Origin of the sequence: Sphingobacterium anhuiense (assembly GCF_042686355.1) — a bacterium.
GTDB lineage: Bacteria > Bacteroidota > Bacteroidia > Sphingobacteriales > Sphingobacteriaceae > Sphingobacterium > Sphingobacterium anhuiense.
The window spans coordinates 365,590-389,642 of sequence record NZ_JBHUPE010000001.1 but is presented as its reverse complement, the minus strand read 5'-3'; the positions used below and the strand labels follow the sequence as shown (position 1 = coordinate 389,642).

The 24,053-nt window shown below is 36.5% G+C and carries 21 protein-coding genes; 9 read left to right on the top strand and 12 right to left on the bottom strand.

Annotated elements, in window-relative coordinates; all coding sequences use genetic code 11:
* Window positions 1-4: 4 nt before the first annotated feature.
* From ACFS6I_RS01630 to ACFS6I_RS01615, 4 genes are all read left to right on the top strand, one after another.
* On the top strand, window positions 5-3,358 hold the full coding sequence (locus tag ACFS6I_RS01630) for a SusC/RagA family TonB-linked outer membrane protein (protein WP_380917715.1): 3,354 nt from the start codon (window positions 5-7) through the stop codon (window positions 3,356-3,358).
* Between the two features lie 27 nt (window positions 3,359-3,385).
* Window positions 3,386-5,251 (top strand): RagB/SusD family nutrient uptake outer membrane protein, encoded by a 1,866-nt coding sequence (locus ACFS6I_RS01625; protein ID WP_380917713.1) that lies wholly within the window; start codon window positions 3,386-3,388, stop codon window positions 5,249-5,251.
* Between the two features lie 298 nt (window positions 5,252-5,549).
* Window positions 5,550-6,134, top strand: a complete 585-nt coding sequence (locus ACFS6I_RS01620) for a GNAT family N-acetyltransferase (protein ID WP_380917711.1) — start codon at window positions 5,550-5,552, stop codon at window positions 6,132-6,134.
* A gap of 47 nt (window positions 6,135-6,181) precedes the next feature.
* A complete protein-coding gene (locus ACFS6I_RS01615) occupies window positions 6,182-7,276 on the top strand; it encodes a ligand-binding sensor domain-containing protein (protein ID WP_380917709.1) in 1,095 nt (364 codons plus the stop codon).
* A 155-nt stretch (window positions 7,277-7,431) separates the two neighbouring features.
* On the opposite strand, the gene ACFS6I_RS01610 is transcribed toward ACFS6I_RS01615, so the two are convergent.
* Window positions 7,432-7,962 (bottom strand): NIF family HAD-type phosphatase, encoded by a 531-nt coding sequence (locus ACFS6I_RS01610; protein ID WP_380917707.1) that lies wholly within the window; start codon window positions 7,960-7,962, stop codon window positions 7,432-7,434.
* A gap of 363 nt (window positions 7,963-8,325) precedes the next feature.
* On the opposite strand from ACFS6I_RS01610, the gene ACFS6I_RS01605 reads away from it, so the two are divergent.
* On the top strand, window positions 8,326-8,661 hold the full coding sequence (locus ACFS6I_RS01605; RefSeq protein ID WP_380917705.1) for a hypothetical protein: 336 nt from the start codon (window positions 8,326-8,328) through the stop codon (window positions 8,659-8,661).
* Between the two features lie 425 nt (window positions 8,662-9,086).
* Here the strand turns inward: ACFS6I_RS01605 and ACFS6I_RS01600 are convergent, their stop codons facing one another.
* The 8 genes from ACFS6I_RS01600 to ACFS6I_RS01565 form a co-directional block, all read right to left on the bottom strand.
* Entirely contained in the window at window positions 9,087-9,836 is a 750-nt protein-coding gene (locus ACFS6I_RS01600) for a LytR/AlgR family response regulator transcription factor (protein ID WP_380917703.1), read from the bottom strand.
* A gap of 7 nt (window positions 9,837-9,843) precedes the next feature.
* The gene (locus ACFS6I_RS01595; protein ID WP_380917701.1) at window positions 9,844-11,757 is read right to left on the bottom strand and encodes a histidine kinase; all 1,914 of its coding nucleotides are present in this window, start codon (window positions 11,755-11,757) and stop codon (window positions 9,844-9,846) included.
* Window positions 11,758-11,882: 125 nt separating this feature from the next.
* Complete coding sequence (locus ACFS6I_RS01590; protein WP_380917699.1) at window positions 11,883-14,564, bottom strand: carboxypeptidase-like regulatory domain-containing protein; 2,682 nt, start codon at window positions 14,562-14,564, stop codon at window positions 11,883-11,885.
* Window positions 14,551-15,345 (bottom strand): GLPGLI family protein, encoded by a 795-nt coding sequence (locus tag ACFS6I_RS01585; RefSeq protein ID WP_380917697.1) that lies wholly within the window; start codon window positions 15,343-15,345, stop codon window positions 14,551-14,553. Before ACFS6I_RS01585 ends, ACFS6I_RS01590 begins: the two co-directional genes overlap by 14 nt.
* 124 nt (window positions 15,346-15,469) lie before the next feature.
* Complete coding sequence (locus ACFS6I_RS01580) at window positions 15,470-15,736, bottom strand: hypothetical protein (RefSeq protein ID WP_380917695.1); 267 nt, start codon at window positions 15,734-15,736, stop codon at window positions 15,470-15,472.
* Between the two features lie 33 nt (window positions 15,737-15,769).
* On the bottom strand, window positions 15,770-16,021 hold the full coding sequence (locus tag ACFS6I_RS01575) for a hypothetical protein (protein WP_380917693.1): 252 nt from the start codon (window positions 16,019-16,021) through the stop codon (window positions 15,770-15,772).
* A 1,037-nt stretch (window positions 16,022-17,058) separates the two neighbouring features.
* Window positions 17,059-17,730, bottom strand: a complete 672-nt coding sequence (locus ACFS6I_RS01570; protein WP_380917691.1) for an MBL fold metallo-hydrolase — start codon at window positions 17,728-17,730, stop codon at window positions 17,059-17,061.
* A 57-nt stretch (window positions 17,731-17,787) separates the two neighbouring features.
* A complete protein-coding gene (locus ACFS6I_RS01565) occupies window positions 17,788-18,363 on the bottom strand; it encodes a Crp/Fnr family transcriptional regulator (protein ID WP_380917689.1) in 576 nt (191 codons plus the stop codon).
* Between the two features lie 249 nt (window positions 18,364-18,612).
* Between ACFS6I_RS01565 and ACFS6I_RS01560 the strand changes: the two genes are divergently transcribed.
* Window positions 18,613-19,251 (top strand): flavin reductase family protein, encoded by a 639-nt coding sequence (locus tag ACFS6I_RS01560; RefSeq protein WP_380917687.1) that lies wholly within the window; start codon window positions 18,613-18,615, stop codon window positions 19,249-19,251.
* A gap of 385 nt (window positions 19,252-19,636) precedes the next feature.
* Here ACFS6I_RS01560 and ACFS6I_RS01555 read toward each other — a convergent pair whose 3' ends face one another.
* Complete coding sequence (locus ACFS6I_RS01555; RefSeq protein ID WP_380917685.1) at window positions 19,637-19,912, bottom strand: hypothetical protein; 276 nt, start codon at window positions 19,910-19,912, stop codon at window positions 19,637-19,639.
* 88 nt (window positions 19,913-20,000) lie between these two features.
* On the opposite strand from ACFS6I_RS01555, the gene ACFS6I_RS01550 reads away from it, so the two are divergent.
* A complete protein-coding gene (locus ACFS6I_RS01550) occupies window positions 20,001-20,147 on the top strand; it encodes a hypothetical protein (RefSeq protein WP_156169672.1) in 147 nt (48 codons plus the stop codon).
* A gap of 91 nt (window positions 20,148-20,238) precedes the next feature.
* On the opposite strand, the gene ACFS6I_RS01545 is transcribed toward ACFS6I_RS01550, so the two are convergent.
* Entirely contained in the window at window positions 20,239-20,883 is a 645-nt protein-coding gene (locus tag ACFS6I_RS01545; protein WP_380917683.1) for an alpha/beta hydrolase, read from the bottom strand.
* Window positions 20,884-21,628: 745 nt separating this feature from the next.
* Here ACFS6I_RS01545 and ACFS6I_RS01540 point away from each other — a divergent pair.
* Window positions 21,629-22,225 carry an ATP-binding cassette domain-containing protein gene (locus ACFS6I_RS01540; RefSeq protein ID WP_380917681.1) on the top strand — a complete coding sequence of 199 codons (597 nt, stop codon included), beginning with the start codon at window positions 21,629-21,631 and terminating at the stop codon, window positions 22,223-22,225.
* Between the two features lie 395 nt (window positions 22,226-22,620).
* Here ACFS6I_RS01540 and ACFS6I_RS01535 read toward each other — a convergent pair whose 3' ends face one another.
* The gene (locus ACFS6I_RS01535) at window positions 22,621-23,244 is read right to left on the bottom strand and encodes a hypothetical protein (protein ID WP_380917679.1); all 624 of its coding nucleotides are present in this window, start codon (window positions 23,242-23,244) and stop codon (window positions 22,621-22,623) included.
* Window positions 23,245-23,632: 388 nt separating this feature from the next.
* On the opposite strand from ACFS6I_RS01535, the gene ACFS6I_RS01530 reads away from it, so the two are divergent.
* Window positions 23,633-24,016: a hypothetical protein gene (locus ACFS6I_RS01530; RefSeq protein WP_380917677.1), complete on the top strand. Its 384-nt coding sequence runs from the start codon at window positions 23,633-23,635 to the stop codon at window positions 24,014-24,016.
* Window positions 24,017-24,053: the final 37 nt, after the last annotated feature.

Below are 24,053 nucleotides of genomic sequence, written 5' to 3'. Positions count from 1 at the left end.
ATTTATGAATCAATTGAAACCAAAACAAACAAAACAAAATATTCGGGGTGTCAGAATTCTGATGTATCTGGTCTTATTGACCATCTGCATCACTACGACGAGTTCTCGTCTGAAAGCAACGTTGCAAAAAGAAATTTCCATTGAATTTAATAATGTAACGATTAAGCAGGCGTTGCATGACCTTCATGGAAAGATGGGTGTTAAATTTGTTTATTCACCCAATGATATTGATGAAAATAAAAAAATAAAATTATCATTTCACAATGAAAAGTTAGAAAGTATTCTGAACAAATTGTTTACCGGAATGAATGTATCTTTTGTCATGAAAGACTACACCATTATTCTAAAGAAATCAGCAAAAGTTGAGCAGGCTATTCAGAATAGGATTATTGAAGGGCAGGTATTGACCGAAAGTGGTAACCGCTTATCAAATGCTACTGTTACTGGAAATGTGAGTAACCGCAGTACATCTACAGATGATAACGGACGCTTTAGTTTAAGTATTTCACCTACAGATAGTTATCTTTCTGTTCGTTTGGTCGGTTATGCACCTGAACAGATTGAATTAACAGATAGAAATTCGTACAGAATTGTTTTAAAGGATAGTGTAAGTGCGCTAGATGAAGTTGTTGTTGTTGGTTTCGGTACCCAACGTAAAGCTTCAGTAGTAGGAGCCATTACCACCATACAGCCAAAGCGTTTACAAAGTGGTACAACACGTTCTTTAAGCAATAATCTTGCTGGCCAGCTGTCCGGAGTGATTGCTGTTCAACGTTCTGGAGAACCAGGATATGATAATTCTAATTTTTGGATCAGAGGCATCAGTACCTTTGGCGGGAATCGGAATCCTTTAATTTTAGTAGATGGCGTCGAACGATCATTGGATAATATGGATCCCGAAGAAATAGAATCATTCTCTGTCCTTAAAGATGCTGCTGCCAGTGCCGTTTACGGTGTTCGGGGAGCAAATGGCGTCATCTTGGTCAATACAAAAAGAGGAAAAGTGGGTAAGCCCAATGTTTCGTTTCGATTTGAAGAAGGGTTAACTTCTCCCATTCAGTTACCAAAGTTTGTCGGAGCTGCAGAATACCTAGAGGTTATGAACAGTATCCGTGAAGAACGTGGTGAAACAGGGCTGTATTCACAGGAGCGCATTGATAATATCCGCAAGGGTGTAGATAAAGACCTGTATCCAGATGTCAACTGGTTGGATGAGATCTTAAAAGATAGAGCAGGAAACAGTCGGGGCAATTTAAGTGTCAACGGCGGTTCAGATATTCTGCGTTATTCCTTAGTTACTTCATTTTATAGAGAAGGGGGTATCATAGAAAGAGATAAGAAGCAGGATTGGGATTCTTCTTCCAAATTAAATCGGTACAACGTACGTTCCAATGTGGATATAAATGTCAGCCCGACTACTTTATTTCGGTTGAATATTGGCGGTTATCTTCAAGATCGCAATCGTGCACCTCAAAGTGTTGATGCTCTTTTTCAGGAGGCATTTACAATTCCCCCATACGTCCACCCAACCATTTACTCGAGCGGAGAAATACCACGTACCTCAGGACGTACCAATCCGTGGGCACTAGCGACGCAACGCGGGTATGAGAGATTAAGTGATAGCAAAATTGAATCCTTATTTTCCATAGAACAAGATTTGTCCTTTTTTTTAAAAGGGTTAAAAGCAAGAGGTCTCTTTTCTTTCGATCGTTATTCTAGCACTTCTGTAGTACGAAGTAAAGATCCGGATTATTACAATCCGGCCATAGGAAGAGATGAAGAAGGACGTTTGAAACTTGTTATAGATAGCTATGGGCAGGAGTTCTTAGGTTACAGCAAAGGATCTGACTGGGGAGATAAGAGTATGTATTTAGAAGGAGCAATCAACTATGTTCAAAATTTCGGAAACCATAATGTTGAGGGGATGGTACTCTATAATCAGCGAAACTACGATAATGGCGATCTGTTGCCTTACCGTAATCAAGGTATTGCAGGTCGTTTTTCCTACAACTACGCTAACCGCTACATAGGTGAGTTCAATTTTGGTTATAATGGATCTGAAAATTTTGCTCCTGGTAAAAGGTTTGGTTTCTTCCCCTCTTTTGCATTGGGATGGTATCTATCAGAAGAAACATGGATGCAACATCTGAGAAGTACGGTCAATAAACTTAAGTTCAGAGGTTCTTACGGTTTAGTCGGAAATGATAAACTGGATGGTCGACGCTTCGCTTATATTACCACCATTAATGAGTCCACGGGTTATTCGTGGGGTATCAATAATGATTTCAGGCGATCGGGCAGAATTGAAGGGGATCAGGGAAATCTTGATTTGACATGGGAGACGGTACAAAAGACCAATGTAGGTTTTGAACTGGGGTTGTGGAATGCACTTGACTTTCAAATCGATTATTTTACAGAAAAGCGCAGCAATATTTTTATGCAACGTCGGTCTATACCCGGCTCCAGTGGATTTACAAATGCGCCGTGGGCAAACTATGGTAAAGTGAATAATCAAGGAGTAGATGCATCTGTTGAATTTAGTAAAGCATTAAATCCAGATTTATTTCTATCAGTAAGAGGTACATTCACTTACGCACATAACAAAATCATTGAGCAAGATGAGCCTTCAGCAGTAATTGGCACATCGCGTTCTTCGACAGGGAAGTCAATCGGACAGTTATTTGGTTTGGTGGCAGATGGTCTTTTTGAGGAACAGGATTTTGCCGATGTCGCTAATGGACAATTAAAAAGTGATATTCCTAAACATACTTTTGGCCCTGTTCGTCCTGGAGATATTAAATACGTGGACCTAAACCATGATGGTGTAATTGATGCATTTGACAGAACTGCAATAGGAGGTACAGAAGATCCTCAGATTGTATACGGTTTTGGAGCAAATGTGCGCTATAAATCTTTTGACTTTGGCTTCTTTATGCAAGGACTTTCCAAGACGGACCGTATTATCGGAGGATCTAATTTTATTCCTGGAAGTTCCAATGGTGCTATGGGAAATATGTTTGATAACGTATCCGACCGGTGGACAGTAGCCGATCCAAGGCAAGATGTTTTTTATCCCCGTTTGTCAGATTATCAAAGTTCCAATAATAATATGGCCTCAACCTGGTGGTTGCGAGATATGAGTTTTTTGAGATTGCGAAATGTTGAACTGGGTTTTAATATGCCTTCCAACTGGATAAATCCCATTCAAATAAAAAACCTACGTATTTTCTTAAGAGGGAATAATTTATTGACTATTTCAGATTTTAAGCTTTGGGATCCGGAGCTAGGCGTCAATAATGGTATGCGCTATCCAATTATGAAGTCTATGTCAATAGGTATGGAATTGAATTTTAAATAACAGCCTGATTACTATAAAAATACTGTAATGAAAAAATCTAAGATATTAATATCCATCATTTTTATAACCTTTGCCCTAACCTCGTGCACAAAATATTTGGATAAGATGCCAGATGATCAATTGACATTAGAAATGGTGTTCAATGATAAAACGCGTACTGAGGATTGGCTTGCAGGTATATATAGTAATATTCCCGATCCCTATTGGGGCTATACCCGTTCGATCGGATGGGATCCACTATCAGACGATATGGCGCCATCTACAGGATGGGAACAGTTTGGTTGGACCTTACTTGCAAAACAAACCGGCAACTGGAATCCGACTAGTGATTGGGATCCTAATTATTGGAGCGAGCTGCCTAAAAGAATCCGCTCTGCCTATATCTTTTTAGAACATGTCAAACCCAATGCTGCACAATTGGTAACCGAAGACGAAGTAAACCTGATGAAGGCGGAAGCTCGTTTTATGATTGCTTATTATTATTCGCTGTTGCTGGAAACATACGGAGCAATACCTTTTCAACTCGGTATGGCAGATCCCAATGGCAGTGAAGAAGAGTTAATGCTAGGTCAAACGCCATTTGACAATGTCGTCAAATGGATCGATCAGGAACTATTAGACCTGTCTGCGGTGCTGCCTGCAAGTTACACGAATACACAAAAATATGGAAGAGCTACTTCCATTATGTGCTTAGCTGTTAGGGCAAGATTACTTTTATTTGCGGCAAGCCCTTTAGTTAATGGCAATAGCGCCTACAAATCTTTTGTAAATAATAAAGGAGAGGCCATTTATAATGCAACATTCGATGCGAATAAATGGGTCATTGCCACGCAAGCCAGTAAATTACTTATCGATCGTGCCGAAGCTTCTGGACATAAGCTCTATTATGAATATAATTCAGATGGAAGCATAGATCCATTTATGTCATATCTGAATATGATGTTCAGACGACCGCAAGATGGTAATAAAGAAATATTATTCGCAAGACCTAATTCAGATTTTGGGGAATACGATCGACATGCCCAGCCACGTGGGACAGGAGGCAATGGAGGTTTAGGAATTACACAATCATTGGTTGATGCTTTTTATATGGAAAATGGGCGTACCATCAATGATCCCCTCTCAGGGTATCGGGAGAAAGGATTTTCAAGTGCCAATGAAATTCGGAATACACAATGGGCAGAATCCAAAGGAGGAGGTATTGTAACCCTACAGGGAACTTTTAATATGTACCCCCATCGGGAGCCACGGTTTTATATTTCTGTGCTGTATAACGGCGCTTGGTTTAGGAGAGAAAATCGAACAACTGAATTTTATTTAGGAAGTTGGGATGGTGGACCGACACATGATGCGCCACAGAACGGATACCTGGTACGAAAAAAAGTACACCCCGATTATGACCCTCGTAACGGCACGAATCCTTATCGGCCAGGTATTCTCTATCGTTTAGGAGAAGCATATCTTAATTATGCCGAAGCATTAAATGAAAGTAACCCTGGTCACGCCGATATATTGAAATATTTAAATTTAATTCGGGAGCGGGGAGGTATTCCACAATATGGAACAGGGCCGTCCGCATTACCCGTTCCAAGTAGTCAAGAGCAGGTACGTCAAGCCATTCGTCAAGAAAGACGTGTAGAGCTTAACAATGAGGGAATTCGTTATCGTGATATTCGGAGATGGAAAATAGGAGAGCAGACCATTAATGGTAATTTTTATGGAATGAATTTTTCTGGTACAGAAAAAGATGACAATGACGCTAATCCGAAAGCGTTTTTCAAAAGGTCAGTATATCAGAAACGTCTTTTCTCAGAAAAGAATTATTGGTTTCCAGTGCCTCAGTCGGAAATTGATAAGAATAAAAATTTAGTTCAAAATCCTTTCTGGGACTAGAGCAATCATTGTTGCATTTTTTATCATGCTATTAATTTTCTAGCCGTCAATACAAACTAAGTGTATTGTTTCTAAAAGTATCGCACTTTTGGAAATAATACATTCAGTTTGTATTATGTTTTCACCACCATGGCTTTCTTTGATATTGAATTTATCATTTAACTATTTAATGATATACGAACATTCGTCTATTAAAAAAATATTCGAACTTAAAAGAATCAAACTACTGTTATAAATAATGTTACGGAACTTATGTATATTAGGCTAGTATAACCAACTGTTAGCCACAAGCATAAAAATGAATATAGAAACATTTTTCTCATCCGAATTGATTCTTGAAAACGAGTCAATTTTAATGCGGCCCTTGACCATTGATGATATGGACAAAATAGAATCTATTAGCTATAGTACAGCATTAGGCGAATTTGGAGCTCGAGTAAAAAACAGAAGCGATCTGACAGATTATTTTAATTTCTGTCTTCATGCAAAACAGGAAAGGGAATTATACCCACTCATCATTATCAGGAAGGAAGAGGGTGCTCCAATCGGATTAACGATGTTTGGAAATATCAGTTTTCAGCATAAAAGGTTAGAAATCGGATGGACATGGATTGGCGAAGAATATCAAGGTACAGGTATAAATGCAATTTGTAAAAGACTTCTCCTTGACTATTCCTTTGACATTTTAGATTTACGTCGAGTAGAGTTTAAAATAGATATCAACAACTTCAAATCACAAAGAGCAATAGAAAAGATCGGTGCGGTTAAAGAAGGGCTTTTAAGAGATTATAATATTCAGTCTTATGGTGAAAGTAAAGGAACTTACGTTTACAGTATTCTTCAAGAAGAATGGAGAAATCTAAGCCGGTATTCCTTTGATTAACGCTGAATAATTTCTCGACCCATTCTTTTTCAAAAAACACTATTTAGATGAAAGTTACATTAAATAGACCATATGTATTTGTCCTTTGCTATCTATTTGTGATCGCTGTCACAATATCCTGTCAAAATCAAAGTCAAACAAATCAGATTAAAAAAAAGAAACAACCCATTGAAAATGAAGTCGATTCCACACGATTGAAATACAACAGTGGTATACGTTCAATCTTAGAAGATAGCAAAGGAAATATTTGGTTTGGCAGTCACAGTGAAGGGGTTGGCATGCTTCGGGATGGAAGACTTCATTATTTTACAACAGAAAACGGATTAAGCCACAATCAGGTCCGAAATATGTATGAAGACGCGAATGGTATCCTGTGGTTTGAATGCGGTAAAGGTCTAAGTACATACGATGGACAGCACATGACTATTTATACAGCAAAAAATTATAACTCAAAAAGCGAGTGGAAAATAAAAGATCAAGACCTTTATTTTAAAGGAAATGAAATGGAGGCGTACAACAAGCTTGAAGGAGATCCGGGGGTGTATCAGTATGATGGACAGAAACTTTCATATCGTAAATTTCCTATTAAAACAAAACCAGGACATGAGAATCATTATTCCATTAGTACAGCATTTGTCAAAAGTAAAAATGGAACACTTTGGTTTGGGAGCTATGGTGCAGTGATCGGTTATAATGGCTCCGATTTCAAAATATTTAACGATGAATCTTTGGGTCTCAATGATCAGACCGGACATCTGCATGCCCGTAGTATTATGGAAGATGGAAAAGGAAATCTCTGGATCGCCAATAATGGGATCGGTGTATTAAAATATGACGGTAAAAAAGTGATTAATTTTTCCAAGGAACAAAAACTAAAAAAGAAGGATACCAAAGGTAATTCTCTTGAGAAAGTTTTTTCGATTGGAGAGGACAGCTTAGGGCATGTCTGGTTTGGGACGGTAGGCTCTGGTATATGGAGATACGATGGTAAATCCATCAAAAACTTCACGAAAGAAGACGGTGTCGAGAGTCAACATATCTGGACCATATATAAAAGTAAAGATGGCGAATTATGGTTTGGAGGAGCCAATCCGAGTGGTGTTTATCGATTCAATGGTGTTTCCTTCGAAAGAAAATATTAGATAGCTAACCATACCCACAATATAAGTTATGTGATCATTTATGCTGGGGTGTATACCTTTTCAACAGCTCTAATGCAATTAAATTTTTAAGGAAAACTGAATCTCTGATCTGTAGCATGTTTTTTCTCACCTAGTGGTCAGAATTAGCAACATTGCTATGCATTTCTCCAAAATCTTTTTTCAATTACGCGAACATTTTCGGCGTCTTTTAGTTTTTGAAGATAATTCGATAACTGTAGCAATTCATCATCCAAAGGATTGCCCGTGAATTCAACTACCTGGACTGCGTTACCATAGTTTAGCATTGATTTTTCAGCTGTGTCATCGATAATAAGCGTCCTTTCCAACTTAAATCCTCTTTGCTTTATTTTAGATAATCTTTTTACAAAGTAGTAGTCATCAGTCACACTTTTACGTTTTTTTGTCGTTCGCGATCTTCCCCAGATAAATTCAAATGTAATATGCGCAGGTTTGATTCTTTCAACCAATTGTTTTACATAAACATCGTCTGCCGAACTCCATACTGCTAATTTGAAATCCCTTGCTAATAACGTAAGGAAGTGATCTAAATAAGGTCTTTTATAAATGAAATACGAATCCAACTTGAAGTCTTCATCTCTTTCAAGTTTATTTTGCACAGCATAAAGCAGGGTTTCGTCTAGATCCAAGACTATTAGGGTTTCCATTTTACAATCATAAGGAGATTTTTTTATTATTTCGTAGTTGATATTGACAAATTCATTCAACATTAAATCTGTTTCACTTTAATAAAGGTTTAAGAATATCTTCATTCGCTCCTTTTTAGCTATATTTATTAAGATAGACAGGCATCATAGGCAATAACATAACAGATCTTTTCCATTTGATTTTTTAGTGAATATCAATTTTAAGATATTTTCGGTCGATAAATCGGTATTATTGACTGTACCAAAACGAAGCTATTTAATAAACCGTTCTTTTTTTTAACTTGATGGTACTCTGCATATAAAAATATTATAGTATATGATCGATGGCTAATAAAAACTACTACAGTTAAATCAGATATTGAAATGAATAGTTATAAAATATTTTGTTTAGATAATAGTGAATCAGCACAATATGAGGCGTATAGCAAAGGTTACAGAAGTGATATTTATGTCTTATTGAATGGAGAATATTATCATCTTTACTTCTATGATATCATTCGTCTAGGACAAGATTTTGATTGTGAATTTAAAGATTATGGTTATTTCTCTGTAGAACCAAATTTGATATTGGTCAAGGAAGTAAAATTGGATTTTATAGAGAAAACGGTTCAGATGTTAATCTCCGACTCCTATTTTGATCGCATCAGGCCTGTTCAGATTCCCAGTCTTCATGTGGAGCAACTTCAAGACTTGATCTAAGTTTCGTTCAAAAATGCATAAACTGAGTAAAATATAATGCGCATCAATGTTTATTAATGTTACTTTAGGTGAAGATTAATGATAAAACAAAGTGCGTTTTGACCTAAAGATTTGATGAACTATGATGCCGCTGTCCAGTTGAATATTTACATCTCTAAAACAAAGCAACTATAAATTGCTAATCAAGGATCTGAAGAGCTTTCAAATCTTTTGAGTATTATCCATTTCTTGCTGATTTGCTGCATTCATGATCGAATCGTATTAAATATTTTAATACGATTTATTATCAATTAGATGCAAAACTCCTATAGCTTATAGCAGTTTTGCATCCTGTAAAATAGTCTTACGTTCTGAAGCAGCTTAATGAGTATACCACGTCGTTACCGTTTAATTTTAATGCATAAGAAAGTGGAGCAAGACAGCCATCAGGCTAAATTTTCCAGATACAATAAGACCTCTTCCTTTTTTCTAATTGATACCGGTATCATTTCTTTATTGGTCATTTCGAGAAAACCCTCCCGATAGTATTTTTTTACATATAAGAAGTTTACTAAATAAGACTGATGGCAACGGAGAAAACCACATCTAGTCAGCATATTTTCATAGAGCTTGAGCCCTTTAGAGACCAGCACCTCTCTTTTATCTGTGAGAAAAAACGAAGTGTAACTTTTATCGCTTTTACAGTAAAGGATATCGTCCATCGATACGATTTCGATATACTCTTGACTTTTGAGTGCGATCCTCCGGTTCAATGGGGTTTCCGGAGAGAGGTAGTGATCTTTAGCTAGAGTAACACGTTCCGGATCCATTGTCATTTGCCCACGGTGCTGTCGGCATTTATCCAGCATGGCATGAAGTGACTCTTTGTTTACTGGTTTTAAAAGATAACCAAGTGCTCCCAGGTTCAGCGCCTCAATGGCGTACTGATCGTATGCTGTTAAAAAAACGATCTGGAAATTTTCTGTTCCGATCTCATCAAACAATTGAAAGCTATTGCCATCTTTAAGTCTAATGTCAGCAAGGATCACATCTGGTTTTAAAAGAGGTATTTCCACTTTCGCTTCAGCGATCCCTTCGGTATAGCCAAGCACCTTGATGTCTGGCATTTCATTCAGTATCTGCAGCAGATGGCGCAGAATAATTTTTTCGTCTTCTAAAACGTAGACCTTTATCATAATTTCCTTATATATTTTTGATAATGGGTAAATTTATTTTAATGCTAATGCCTTGTTTGCCAAAGGCTTTTTTTTCAATGAGCTCAAAATGTGCCTGCTGATTATTGAGTCTATATAATAACTGCAGACGTTCTCTCAATATATCTTGCGCCAACGATTTCTTTTTCTGACTTGGTGTTTTTTGCTGTGTCAGACCGCTTCCATTATCATCTATCGTTATGATAAGACCATTTTCCTCTAATTCAACCCGGATAATAAGTTCGCCCTTATAAGCAATATTCCTAAACCCATGCTCGATCGCATTTTCTACAAAAGGTTGCAATAACATAGGTGGTATAAACACCTCTTCGGTATCCAGTTGTTCATCTATATCTATGCGGTAGCCGAAAAGGTTGGGATAACGCATCTGTTGCAAATGGATATAATTTTCGAGCGAGATAATTTCTTCATTTAGATCTATAAAATCCATCCGGCTCTGTTCCAATATATCCCGTAGCAATTGGGAAAACGAGGAAAGGTAACGTACAGATTCTGTGCTGTCTCCTGTTGCGATGAGACCTTGCAGGTTGGCGATAGAGTTAAAAACAAAATGTGGATTGAGCTGGGTCTGCAAAAGCTTATGCTCCAGTTTTAGCCTACTGTTATCACTGTGAAGTAATTTGTTTTTTTGCTTTAGACTTTTTTGCTGATACACGTTATAGATAAGTGCAAGCAATCCTGCTGCCAAAGCTAGACCAGAAAGCAGCATATATTTCTGTTGCCTAATGATGTCTTCATTATGCTGATTTTTACTCTTTAAGGTCAGAATATTACGGTCTTTTTTTTCTGCTTCGTATTTCTCTTCTATTTCCGCAATGTTAGCCGCTTCGATCTCTTTAATCGTTTTTACTTCAAGTTGGCTAGCCATATCTAAGGTTTCATATGCTTTTCTGTAATCACCTTGTAGTACATAGGCCTCGGACAGGCCTTTGTAAAGAAGATATCTAGGTTTATCTGACATATTCTTCTTATTCAGTGCAATCGCTTTTTTGTAATAATATACTGCAGAATCTAGTTGGCCGATATTTATAAAGCTTTTGGCTAAATTGTTGTAAGCTACATCATGGATATCGTTGTTTTTTTCTAAAATGGAAACAAACGCTCTACTCATCTTTAGACTTTCATCATAGAATCCCATACGGGCGTAGATTTGCGCTTCGTTGTCGTAGGTACGTGCCAAGGCGAGATTATCGTTAGATTCTAATGCCAGCTGTTTTGCCAGTTTGTTGTATTTTGCCATTTTCTCATAATCATCCAGTCGGGATGCTAGCAAAAATATCATATCGTAGTAGCGTCGTTTGACAACAGGATGCTCCTTATAGGGGTGAGCGTGATAATATTTGTCCACATATATTGCTGCCGCCTTTTCGTTTTTATTCTGATAAAATGACTTGGCGGTGAGGTCATAAAAAAGGTAAGTGATCCTACTGGATGCATTTTCTGCTTTTTGCAGGAGTTCTTGTATTTTTTTCATCACTGCAGCATCTACGACATTACTTCCACGGGTCTGTTGTTCCAGCGAAGCCCATTTTTTTAAAAAATAGAGATCGCCAGATTGGTGTCCTACCTTCATACTATCCAGCAAGATAGACGCATTTTGAAAGTCGCTATCCCAATAGTTAAGCTTTGCTTGAAAGAAATAATGCATTGCTCTTGATATACTATCTTTCCTTTTAGCAAGGATACTGTCTTCTAAGGTTATGGCGTTTATTTTTGCCACTAATGGTAAAGTATCCGTGCTTATAAGAAAGGCGATATAATCTTTTTTTGAAGTGCTGTTTTCTTGTTCTGTTACACTAGAAGAGCGATTATTTTTACCGCAGGAAAACAGCAACAGTGTAAGTAAAAAGACAGTTATATTGTTTATTTTGGCAGAAGGCATACGAGATGAATATAATTATATTTAAAGATAATGCAAAGTACCCGTACTATTGAAAAATTAGCTCAATCTGTCGCTCAATAATTTCACGATTAGCGGATCGGATTGCACACACTTTCCTAAGTGGGTTAAAAACTAAGGTTTATACCAAGCATGAGCTGTCTGGCACGTAACGCATAGGACTGGGTTGACTGATGGCTATCCGAGAGCACAGATTGCGTAAACGTGTCCGTATTAAATAGGTTTTTTGCTGTAAGTTCAACCTGTATTTTTTTCAACATGAAATATTGTAGGGCAAAGTCCGAGAACAAATAATATTGGCTCGGGCTATACTGTCCTTTTTCAAATCGGTACAGTTCATTCTTCAGCGATGCACGTATTTTTTTACTCAAGCGGGCATTGATATTCGCTTCAAATTTAGACTGGCTAACGCTTCTTGTTAATCCATTTCGAATTATCGAATTATGGAATTGCAAACCAGTAAAAATATTGATCGGACTTTCCCAGACACTGCGGTAGTCCAGACTTAGCTGGTAAACCGCCGTTTGGATCGGTAAAGGGGGAAGTGCTTCGATCTGTGTCTGGTACTTCGCCACCTGACCGTCTCCGGTAAGCCTCAGGTTACCTTTTAGCCCAGCTACAAAATAGTTTAGCTGCGCATTAAAATAAGTCAGGGTTCTGTTTTTAAACAGAACAAGATTGTTGCGGTTATAGTCAGGATTCAGTTGCTGCTGTTGGCCGATGTAATCGAACTGCTGACTATATCCTCCCGATAAGATTGTATACAGTTTATCCGTCATTTTTCCTAAAGTATAAACTGCATTAATATGAAATACATCCAGTACGGGATTTTCTTTTAAACCGCTGGAAAAAGTACGATTACCTTTATACACATAGTTTGGCAGTACATCAAGCGTACTTTGCGACATATTCATCTGATAGGAAACTTCACTGCGCAGTTTACCCTTGCTATGCGTTCTCCATAGCAGTGTAAATTTTGGAGACCATAATTTATTTATGCTGGACTGGATCTGTGGAGCAATTTTGTCGTGTAAGGTCGAATGAAGCAGTCGTGCTGTGATGCTCGGTGTCAACTCCAGCCTTCGGGATTTCCAGGTGTACTGTGCGGATAGGGCTGTGTTATGTTCTTCAAAATTCAATCTATTAAAAAAATCTTTTGGACGATAAGTATCTCCAGAACTATTCATCAGATAGAATGCCGAATTGAAGCCACGAATTGTAATTTCATGCGCTATTGAAGCACTGAAGGGGTTGCCTTTCGCATCGCGCTTAACCAACTCGGTGATGATTCCGTAATATTCCACATTATTTTCGGTATCCTGCCATACGTTTTTTATACTATCAATTTTTATACCTTCGGCTTCAAACAGATCGCCATACAGGTACTGGTCTACCGCATAGTTGATGGGGGAATGCTGGCTGATCCAGCGGAATGCAGAGACCAGTACGGCACGTTCGGCTAATTTCTGCGTGTAGCTCAGTAAATGGTTTGAAAGGAGGCTTCGTTTTTTAATCGTTTCCAATGATCCGATACCATTGAAAGTTAGTTCGCCTATATCATTTGCCTTAATGTTGCCCAATGTACCTATGTACGCAATAGTTGAATTTTTACCCGGGTCATATTGCAGCTCTATTTTGCTGAAATAATTAATATCCGAATTGGTATAATGAAGATCTTCATGGTTTGTGAATTTAAGATCTTCAATTGCATATTCAGATAAGCTCCGCCTCACAAAACTATTTTTTTTGCTATTACCAAAACCCAGCCATTTGATCTTCAGATCTTTTCTTGGCGAAAAGATACCATTGAAGGAGATAAGCTTGTCGTTGTTGAAGTTTGACCGTTGCGGGTCAAACTCATTTAAGGTCGGTTTATTTTCCAATAGGGAAGGAGTTGAAACCTGTAGACCTATCTGACCAGGTTCGTTCGGATCCTGGCTCAAGATGAGATGGTCTATACCCCGTAAAGTCTCCAGACCATTATTGTTGGCCGATCCCAATAGATAATATTTTGTTTTTTTTCCAAAATTCATCAGATTAGCCTGTGCATTGTAAAAATCAATAGGGATTACACTTGCTGCCGCATCGATACTGCCTACCCATTGCGATTTACTTTCACTTTTGAGGGTCAGGTTGAGTGCTATCTTTTCAGAATGTTCAACTCCTTTCAGGTGTTTATTGTTTGAGTATCGCTGCAGTACCTGTATCTTTTCGATCGGATGTACCGTTAGGTTCTGCGTTAACAGTTTGTAACCTTTTCCAAATAAATCATCACCTTCCACCATCACCTTTTCGATCTCTTTATTACCCACTTTGATTGTGCCGTTTTCACTGATCTGCATCCCCGGAATTTTTCGAAGCAGGTCTTCAACAGTCCGCTCTTCACCTTGCAGATAGTTTTTGGCATCAAGTTCAATAGTATCGCGCCCGGCCCTAATAAATTTTTTTGGTGCTACATATACCTCCTGCAACTGTATCCTGCTTTCTTCCAGCTCGATTGAAAGTTCCAGGGTATCTGAACTGAGATGAATGGATCTGCTGAGGGACTTGTAGGCCAGCGACTGAAAAAGAAGCGTATAATTTCCAGGACTTATTCCCGAAAAGAAAAACATGCCTTTGGCATCTGTAAAGGAATAATGCGAACCTCCAGAACCATTCTCAGCAACGAGATTGACGCGAATACCAGCTGGGGTAGACGATGGTGCAGTTACCTTACCCCGTATCAAGGTTTGGCAGTAACTTTGTGAAAACTGTATTAAAAATAACAGCAACAAGCTAATTCGAACCATGCTCCCATTCATACACCTGCTCTACTGTGCCTCGAGTCTTCGTTTTATTTTCGGTACTGAATTCGACCCCTTCAGGTAGTTTGGAACGCATAATGCGCATCTGCTCTGCAATCTTACGTTCATCCTGCTCTACATATTTTTTCAGTGACACTTTAGGCAAAGTTTGTATATAGTCACGGTCTACAGGAATCTGACCTTCGAAAGGGTAGGATACTTTTTTAAGCAACCAATAGTGCGGATGAGCACTTTCGGTGTATAGCATCACAATAAGACCAGGAAGCCCTCCGAATTTGTACGGTCCGGCCGGTACAGGAATAGCCGGATCATAATAGGCCACAACTTTTGTACCCCGGTAGTCGGCAGTAGCTTTTTTACACATTTTATTTCCGAATTTCTCTTCTTCCGGATAATCGGTATTCCAGTTGATCGCTTTAAAGGTGTGATCTTCTACCAGATAGTTTTTACTGTCAAGTGATCGGGTTTCTATCAGTCCCTTTTGTTTAGGATCTTGGATAACAATTTTACGGAATATTTTGCCAGCGTCCAGCACAACAGAAAGCTCACTCGACTCCATTTCATCTTCAGACTGGCCTGTGGTTGCTTCTTTTTTTAGCGAAATCGAGTCGCGCACCGCAATCTTTACCGTTCCGTCATAATAGACATCCTCTTTAAAGGTGGCGACGGGCGAAGGAATATATTCGTAACTCGCCATCAGCTGTTGGGCTTTCGAAGTTAGACTTCCGCTTACCGCTAAAAGCAGTAAAATCACATTACGTATCATTGGTATTATATTTTAATTGTAGAATCGGTTATAACGTGTACGAACAGAACTATAAATATGATCTGAGCCATAGGAAAAATAACACTATGGCTCAGATTAGAAAAGCTTTTGAATTTAGGTTATCCTAATTCATCGAAAAGCCTTGATCGGTGTACATTTTTTTAATGGCTTTAAAGAACGTGTGGCACGAACCATTGGTCGTTGTATGATAAACATCGTAACCTACAGCATCGCCGTTCACATAAACGGTTACAGACATTGTGCATCTCCATGCCTTTTCGTTCTTTACTGCAGTTTCTTTAGAAACATGTTTAGTATTCATTTCAGTTGCCATGCTCGAAGCACACAAACCAAATGTGGCAATCAGTGCAAATAATAGCTTTTTCATCATGTGTAATTTTTAGTGTATAATCAGTTGTTTTTGTTAATTCAGTTCGTATCCTTGCGATGCGTAATACGATCGCATGGTTTTGAAAAATCGGCCACAAGATCCACTACCCTGGTAGGATAATGTGACTTCCGAGTCTAAAAAATTTCCATTGGAGTCGTAGATATTTAGCGTATACTCGCAGAATATTCCCGCATCTTTAACTTTTTTTGGCATTTTACCCGATCCCGCAAATGCAGCAGAGGACACTAGTCCGATAGCGCAAAGAGTCATTAAAATCTTTTTCATCTTCTTGTTTTTAAAGGTTATTAAGTATAGTTCCTACAATCAAATATAAATAGGGGAAAAGGGGGAGCCTACTGCTAAGCTATATTCGTTATAAAGTGTATGATATTCGCTGTCGCTGGACCAAAATACGTTAGCGTAGCGCAACATGACCGGGTAGTTATACGGTTAAGGTTTGAATGCTATTCAAGAGCATGCTGTTAGTGTACAGATAGATTAAACTTGGTAATTGGCATGAGGGGATCGCAGCAATTAAATGATAGACCGAGGATAACGTGTACTTTACAAGTAAAAACTTGGAATCAAACCCAGACAAAGTGTAATTCCTATTTGATTATTTTCCAATCTTGTATAAGAATCGTTAAATCTTGCATTTAATAAAGTTAGAATTGTGTGGATGTATTGTAAGTAGCTTATAGGTCGGCAATTGTGGTGTAATGGGACTTGTGTCATGGGGGATAATTTACTTTTTTTAATTTGAAGCCGTCTTAAGCTTCTCATCATTTTATCCTAAGGCATTAGAAGAGGTAGCTCATGTCTCAATGGTTCTTTATAACTATTTTTTTTATTTATGTATAAGAGACATTTATTTGTGATGTTTCTTTTAATCCGTAAAAAAAATGTATAATTTAGCGTAACACAATATAAAAACTTTAATTCGGTACCCCATTCCGATCATTAAAGGCTCTAGAGCACCTTCTAGAGCCTTTTTAGAACAGATGAAAAGCAGTAGGATTTGAGATCTCGCCGATAGGCTTTTTCTTCTGTCCGACCTTTTTAACAACCATTCATTTCAAATGGATATTTAATGCTGTTCTGCGTTGTTAAATTTCCAAAGCACATGAACAATTTTCCAGGATCCATTAAGTTTAACAATATGCATTGTACTTATGGGGTTGATAGTTGTATGTTTATGATTTTAAACGAGACTGGCGAACCGAAGAGGAGTAGTGTGAACGATGACTAAGTTTATGATTAATAATTCCGTTCGCTATATGTTTTCAATGCTTATTGATAATAAGTTTATTAGACATTTTCTGTTAAGAATAATGATTCGTCATAAACTGTTCTAATTCCCCCTTATCATATAAAACAGGTCCGTGTCCAAAACAAATGATCTTGGGCTTTAGGCTATAGATTTTTCGAATAGATGCTAGGTTCAATCTCTTGTCCTTAGTAAATAGATCGGGTGGTTGGCTTAATCCGGTAACAGTCGTTATTAAATTCATATTCACAAGCACATCCCCAAGAATTAAAACCCGATCTTCCTCTCTAAAAAATGAAATATGACCAGGTGAATGTCCAGGAGTTTCAATAACAGTAAAACTACCAACCGTGTCGCCTTCCTTCAGAATACGCGACACATGATGACCTGCTCCTGCCCAATAATGTTGCTGAAACCGAGCAATAAAATGCCTTTTATTCGGATATTCATTGATGACATTTCCAGACTCAGCATTGTTTTTTTCCAATTCAGAAGTCCAGAGCGGAATCTTTACCGTGTTGCATAGCACAGCAGAACTTCCCTGATGGTCAGCATGGGCATGAGTTAAGGCATGGGTGGTTATTTTTTTATATTTAAGTGCCTGTAGTATGGTTTTGCTTGAACTTCTTATTCCTGCATCAATCAGTACATCGTCAATGATATAGCAGTTGATACTGTTTCTTGGTAGCACCGGAATTTGGAATACATTTTTAGCGATCTCTTTCATTCTTGTATTTTTTTATACAAAAATGTCTAATCGCTTATTGTTTCTCCTTGATAAATGTTAAGAAATCTCGCTTCTGATTCTACTTAACGATTCAGGAGTAATACCTAGATACGATGCAATATGGATAAGGGGTGTCCGTTGCACTATTTTTTCAGAAGATGTTTTTAAAAATTCAAGATACTTTTCTTTGGCTGGAATAGATTGGAGTTTTAACAGCCGATCTGCTAAACATAACACATTCTGTTCTGAGAAAAATCTTCCTATTCTTTCCCATTGGGGAACAGTTTCATAAAGCTCCTGCATATCCTTGTAGGTGATGGCGAGCGTTTGCGATTTTTCCAGGCATTGGATATATTCATAAGACTTTGACTGGTTTATAAAACTTGAATAGGAGGAAACAAAACCATTGTCACTCGATAAGTAGCTTGTTATCTCTTTGCCATCTCTTACGTAAAAGATGCGTAACAAACCAATCGCAATAAAATGTAGATGGGTGCAGACCTGACCTTCTTGAAGAATATATTCTTTTTGCTTAAAGTTATGTTTTGTAAATTTTGACTTGATAATCGCAATATCAGCCTCAGAAAATCTGGCGTAAGCTGAAATTAAAGCTATTAAATTATCGATTCCCATTGATCATCGTGTTGAGGTATTCTTTTTAAATCGTTGCAATATTCGAATATAAGCATATTCTAGGTTTATAATAAAGACCATAAAATTTATAAATATATTTTTAGTAGATAATGATTCTAAAATGGCCTTTTATATGAATTTTTATATCATTTATTGAAAATTTTTATGATAAATTAGTTTATTTTTATTCCTTATTTATTAAAAAGATTGAAGTAGTTCACGAAAACAATTGTTTAAATAAAAAATAGGATGATAACAATAAAAAGAAATCAGATCGATGAGATGGAAAAATTCTATCGGATCAGCCTGATCAATAGTCTGATCGGTTTTAAACCAGTCAATCTTTTGGGTAGCTGTAGCATAGATGGATCACCTAATTTAAGTATTATCAGTTCAGCATTTCACTTAGGAGCCAACCCGCCCTTGATAGGACTCGTTATGAGACCTCAACGCGAGCATAACGATACCCTTAAAAATATCCAAGCTACCGGCCAATATACCTTGAACAATGTATTGCCAGATTGGTATAAACAGGCCCATCAGACTAGCGCCAGTTATGGTTCTGGGGTATCTGAATTTGAAAAGTGCCATTTCAATGAGTTTTATACCGATGGATTTAAAGCTCCTTTTGTCAGAGAATCAACTGTCAGGATAGGCTTGGAGTTGCGAGAAATCATGGATGTACCGCTCAATGGAACAACGATTGTCATTGGCGAAATCGTCCAGATTTTACTGGATGATCTGATTATTGAAGAGGATGGTACTGTCGATCATGTAAAGGCAAGATCAATGGCTGTAGCCGGATTGGACCGTTATTTTATTCCGGAATTTGTAGGTCGTTTATCTTATGCAAAACCAGGAATTAAGGTGGAGGAAATAAACAAGTAGGATGGCTATGTTTCTCAATGAATGCACTTCTTGAGGTAGGCTATCCGCGTTGAAATTCCGTTATGCGTAGTTATAATTATAACTCAAGATCCACTTTCTCTAACCGATCCGTTTATGAAACTACGGAATATACCCGTACTCGGAATCTGGGTCGGTGGGAGAGCTGTCTATCAAAACCTGGATCAGAAGTAAAAATAAAAAACATATTCATGATTTATAGAAGATAGTACTTTTATAATGAGGTATTATCTTTTGTAGTAACACTTTTGATTGAAATGTGCTTTCAATATACATAGCGTTCCTATATAAGTAGTTGACAAATATTAAATTTTAGCGGTAATTACGGAAGAATTTATCCTTAAATGAGTGATTACCCATTGCTTTGCTATTTCTTTAGAAATAACAGTCCCCATTTTCCGATATACATTCTTTTTTCAAATGTTTGACCGATTTCATATGGTTGTTGAACCTGCAGTTTAATTATTCTTTCAAAATGATTGTCTTTAATTTCAATATAATGCTTATTATTCCTGCTACCTAACGAATAGTCGATAATCTTTCCACTTATATCTATGCTCTTGCTGCCCTGAAAATAAGCGTTGCTAAGAATTATAAAGGAAACAACTGTGCCACTAAAAATAAATGTCATACCTAGTGTCATAAAAAATATTCTAAAAATTGACCTTAAGTTTGTCTGTATTTGTGTTGTATAATTTGGGGTTTCGTTTTGCTTCATAAATTTCAAATAAATGAAGGAACAACTTGGGATCATCACGATTAATATCGGTAATACAAAAAAGTTAACGGTCCATTTTATGGCCAGAGAAAACTCCGTAAATTCTAACAAGAAAGTGGGGAGTATCATAATCAATACAGAAAGTCCAATGACCAGGTAGAAAAATATTTTAAATTGTCGCATATTTATGACTATTGTGCTGATTTTAAAATTTGTATTAATTAAGAGTATCGGACTATAATTCCATTAAATTATAATACTTTTTTAAGCAACAACTCAATTTCTCGAGCATGAGTCATGGTCATAAAATGACCTGCATTTTCAATCACATAAGTTGGTTTAATGTTACGAATGGGGATGATACGATCTTGGTTACCATGAATATGGATGACAGAGGAATGGACCACGTTATTTTTCCAGTTTAAGATTTGATTGATCGCCCATTTTAAAAATTTGACATCAGTATCCTGCAATATCTGTTTGAGCATCAGTTTATCTTCTTTTGAGCTGATCCCAAAGAAATAATCGACCAACCTATTGTGCTGCTTTAGAAAAGTCTTCGGTAGAACATAATTAAGTTTTAGAGCACCTATTATTTTGTAAAGAAAAGGAAGTTCATATTCACCTTTAGCAGAGGCAAGCAGTACAATCTTCTGCACCTTAATTATTTTAGCTATTTCCATAGCCATCATTCCTCCAAAAGAGAGACCAACTAGTATCGGTTGTTCATCATTGATCTGCAATGACAGTCGCTCAGCATATGCTTCCATAGTCTCTTTTTTTAGCGGGGCGATCCAGTCGATATGGAATACCTTAAGCCCTTCAAAATTTATTTTTGAAAATACCTTTCGGTCAACACCTAAACCACTTAATATATAAATATGACTATTGCTCATTTACCTTTCACGAAATAATATCTGATCCTTTTTTAGTTTTTAGCATTGCTAAAATAAGCAATTTGAATTGCTTTTAATTGAACAACTTCTCCAATTGATCTTAAATTTTATGAAGTATTATAATCTAACTTTCAAATGGAGAAAATTCCCTTTAATTAATGTGTATTGCGACAATAGTAGAAGCTAAATCATTGTAAATGTTAGCCTATTTGCCATTTGAAAAATAGTTGATCGGATTTATTAGATAATGTGAATTAAATCTAGAAAATGAGGACATGTCATTGAACTATCTAATTGAAGATCAAAAGCTAATATTTTAACTTTTTTTATCATTATGCTATAATTATTAATCTGTATTTTTAGATTATATATTTCTAAAAGACCAATTAATAAACATGCATCCCAATAAACTGAAATTATCCTTATCGTTTTTCTGGTTTTTAATCCTTTTTAATCTTTTTGTGACTTTAATATTGACCTTACAAATGGCCGAATTAGTAGAGCGATATGGTCCACAAGTCCTTTTATATTTTTTTTGGTTCAAAATTATTGGTAGCGTCTTATCTTTTATCGGAGAATATATTTTTAATTTCAAATCAAAAGTAGTGTTTTTGAAAAACATCAAACAATCTCCAAAACTGCTGCTTATCAGTATTTATTCATTAGATTTTATACTTTTCTTATTGCTATGCCTCTTGATCGTTCTTTATATTTAGATAGTCTCTGTTACAGTAGAGGAGGACGCATGATACTAAGCAGTCTGTTCCTTGAACTTGAACTGTCAACTATAGTTGGTTTACTGGGGCGTAATGGTACTGGTAAATCAACTTTGATGGATTGCATTTTTGGCAACTGTAATCCTGATTTTGCGTATATGAAATGTGATGGGCAGATCTTTAATCAAGGGTATAAAACTAAGAAGATTACTTATCTAACTCAGTATAGCTTTATTCCAAAGCGCTTGACTTTATTACGTGCTATTCAATATTTTGATTTGGAAGATTCACTAATTATGGATATCGATATTGTAAAGGAGAGATTATTATCTAAAATAGGTGATCTTTCCACCGGTCTCGTTCGTTTGTTTGAGTGTTTGTTGGTCCTTTATTCTAAGGCTAATTATTGCCTTCTTGATGAGCCTTTTTCAGGACTCAGTCCACTCTATATTGACATGATTAAACAACATATTTTAGCTGTAAAACATTTAAAAGGAATACTCATTTCAGATCATTATTATACACATGTGATGGATGTCAGTGATAGATTGCTTTTACTAACAGGTGGTTCGCTTAAGTCTGTACAAAATATAGAAGATCTAGTACTGCATCAATACTTAAAGTAATTTTAATCCACATGCTTTGGACATATCAGATCTATTAAGGTAGAGAACTTCAAAGTAAGACAGTTTTGATCATGAACCATTTAGAAAATAAACCAATGATGTTTTCTTATTTGATAAAAAAAATTAATTTCTTCAATCGTTTTTATGTTTTTTATTCGGATTTGATCATTCGTCCCTGATATAGGTCATACCATTACTCATATTGGTCATTCATCCCTGATATTTGGTCATTCATCCCTGATATGCGTCGTTTAAGGAGTCCGGTAAAACAATTAATATGAAATGTTAATAGAATTAATTTTTCATTGTACATCAAAAAATCTGGCGCTTTCTCTCTTTGGTATTATAACATTACAATATCAAAGAGAGGTATAAAGCCAATATGCACTTACAAGTTATTTCTTTTTAACAAATATGTATTTGATATTGTACCACGCGACTTCATCATGCTCATTCTTCATATCTTCAGGCCCTTTAAAAAAGGGCGCTTCATTATTAAAATACTGTGAATATTTTACTTCACCTGAATTGTGACCATTTACACCAGATGCGAAAGGTGGAGTGTTCTTCTGAAAATTATAGAAACATACATAATGTTCTAAAGTATCGCCTTTTTTTATGCCGTAAAACTCCCAAAAATCTGCATAACGATTCCAGCGGAAAACACTATCCTTTCGTTGTTCATATCTGAAATCATTGATTTCATACTCATATGGCCTTTCTAAAATACTATCTTTAGTAACAGTTAATGTATCGTAAAAGTAATCAGCAAGTTTGGTTGAATTCCAATACGATTCTGGTTTTTCAGAGCCAGAAACATCTATACCGCCTTTGGAAGAACCTTTAAACGCTTTAAAATCGATGACTTCTTTTCGCAAGTATATATAGGTGTCTAACATAGCCTTCGGTTTTTCTTCAGGTTTTTCCGGTAACTCGGGCGTATCGTTAGTCTTACTGCATCCATAAATGAAAACAGCAACGGGAAATAAAAATATGATGAATTTGGTTGTTCTTTTCATGTAAAGATTATTTTAATTTAAGTAATGCAATTTTTATTTTTTTAACTTGCGTTTATTTCTTTAAACAATAGTCGAAGGTAATAATATTTAAGTTAACATCTGTAGAGCAATGGATCCAATTCTGTTAGTGGTACTATTAATAAAAGTTCTTCAAATTCAATATGCTCCAATATTGGTATAATTCCTATTGCTACCAGCACTTTGTCAACCACTGCATTTAACTTCCCTTGATTTTCCAAAAGGGGATATACGGTTCAGCGATACTGAAAAAGTCATTATGCATGCAAATAATTTAAAAGAGCAGTTCCGTATCAGAGATGAAGATTATACATAAAATAAAAATACTATCTTCGTCTTATTAGACAATCAATATAAACGATTTGCAAGCATGATCATCAAAAAAACTTTCGGTGTTATTTTGCTCTTACTAGGTTTGTTTCTTGCATTCGGTCTACTTAAAGACAGCAGATTGATGCTTTTTGGTAGTAAAATTAGAGCGGATGTCATTGGGGTAGACAGTGTAAAAAACAAGCGATTCGGATACGTACATTATCCGATCCTCCAATTTAATTATAAGCAACAACAAGTTCGTTTAGTAAAGGATTTAAAGAGTGTCGATCCCCAAAATGTACCTGCTCATATGGAAATATATTATGCAGAAGACATTGGTGTTAGTGATGGTTTCACCGTTACTTATGCTATCTTTTCGATCATCAGCATCATCATGATCATCTTTGGCATCATCGTCATTCGTACCAAACATCTTTTTTAGTCAAAAAAAGCATTACAAACTCTTCGCTTAATCCTAA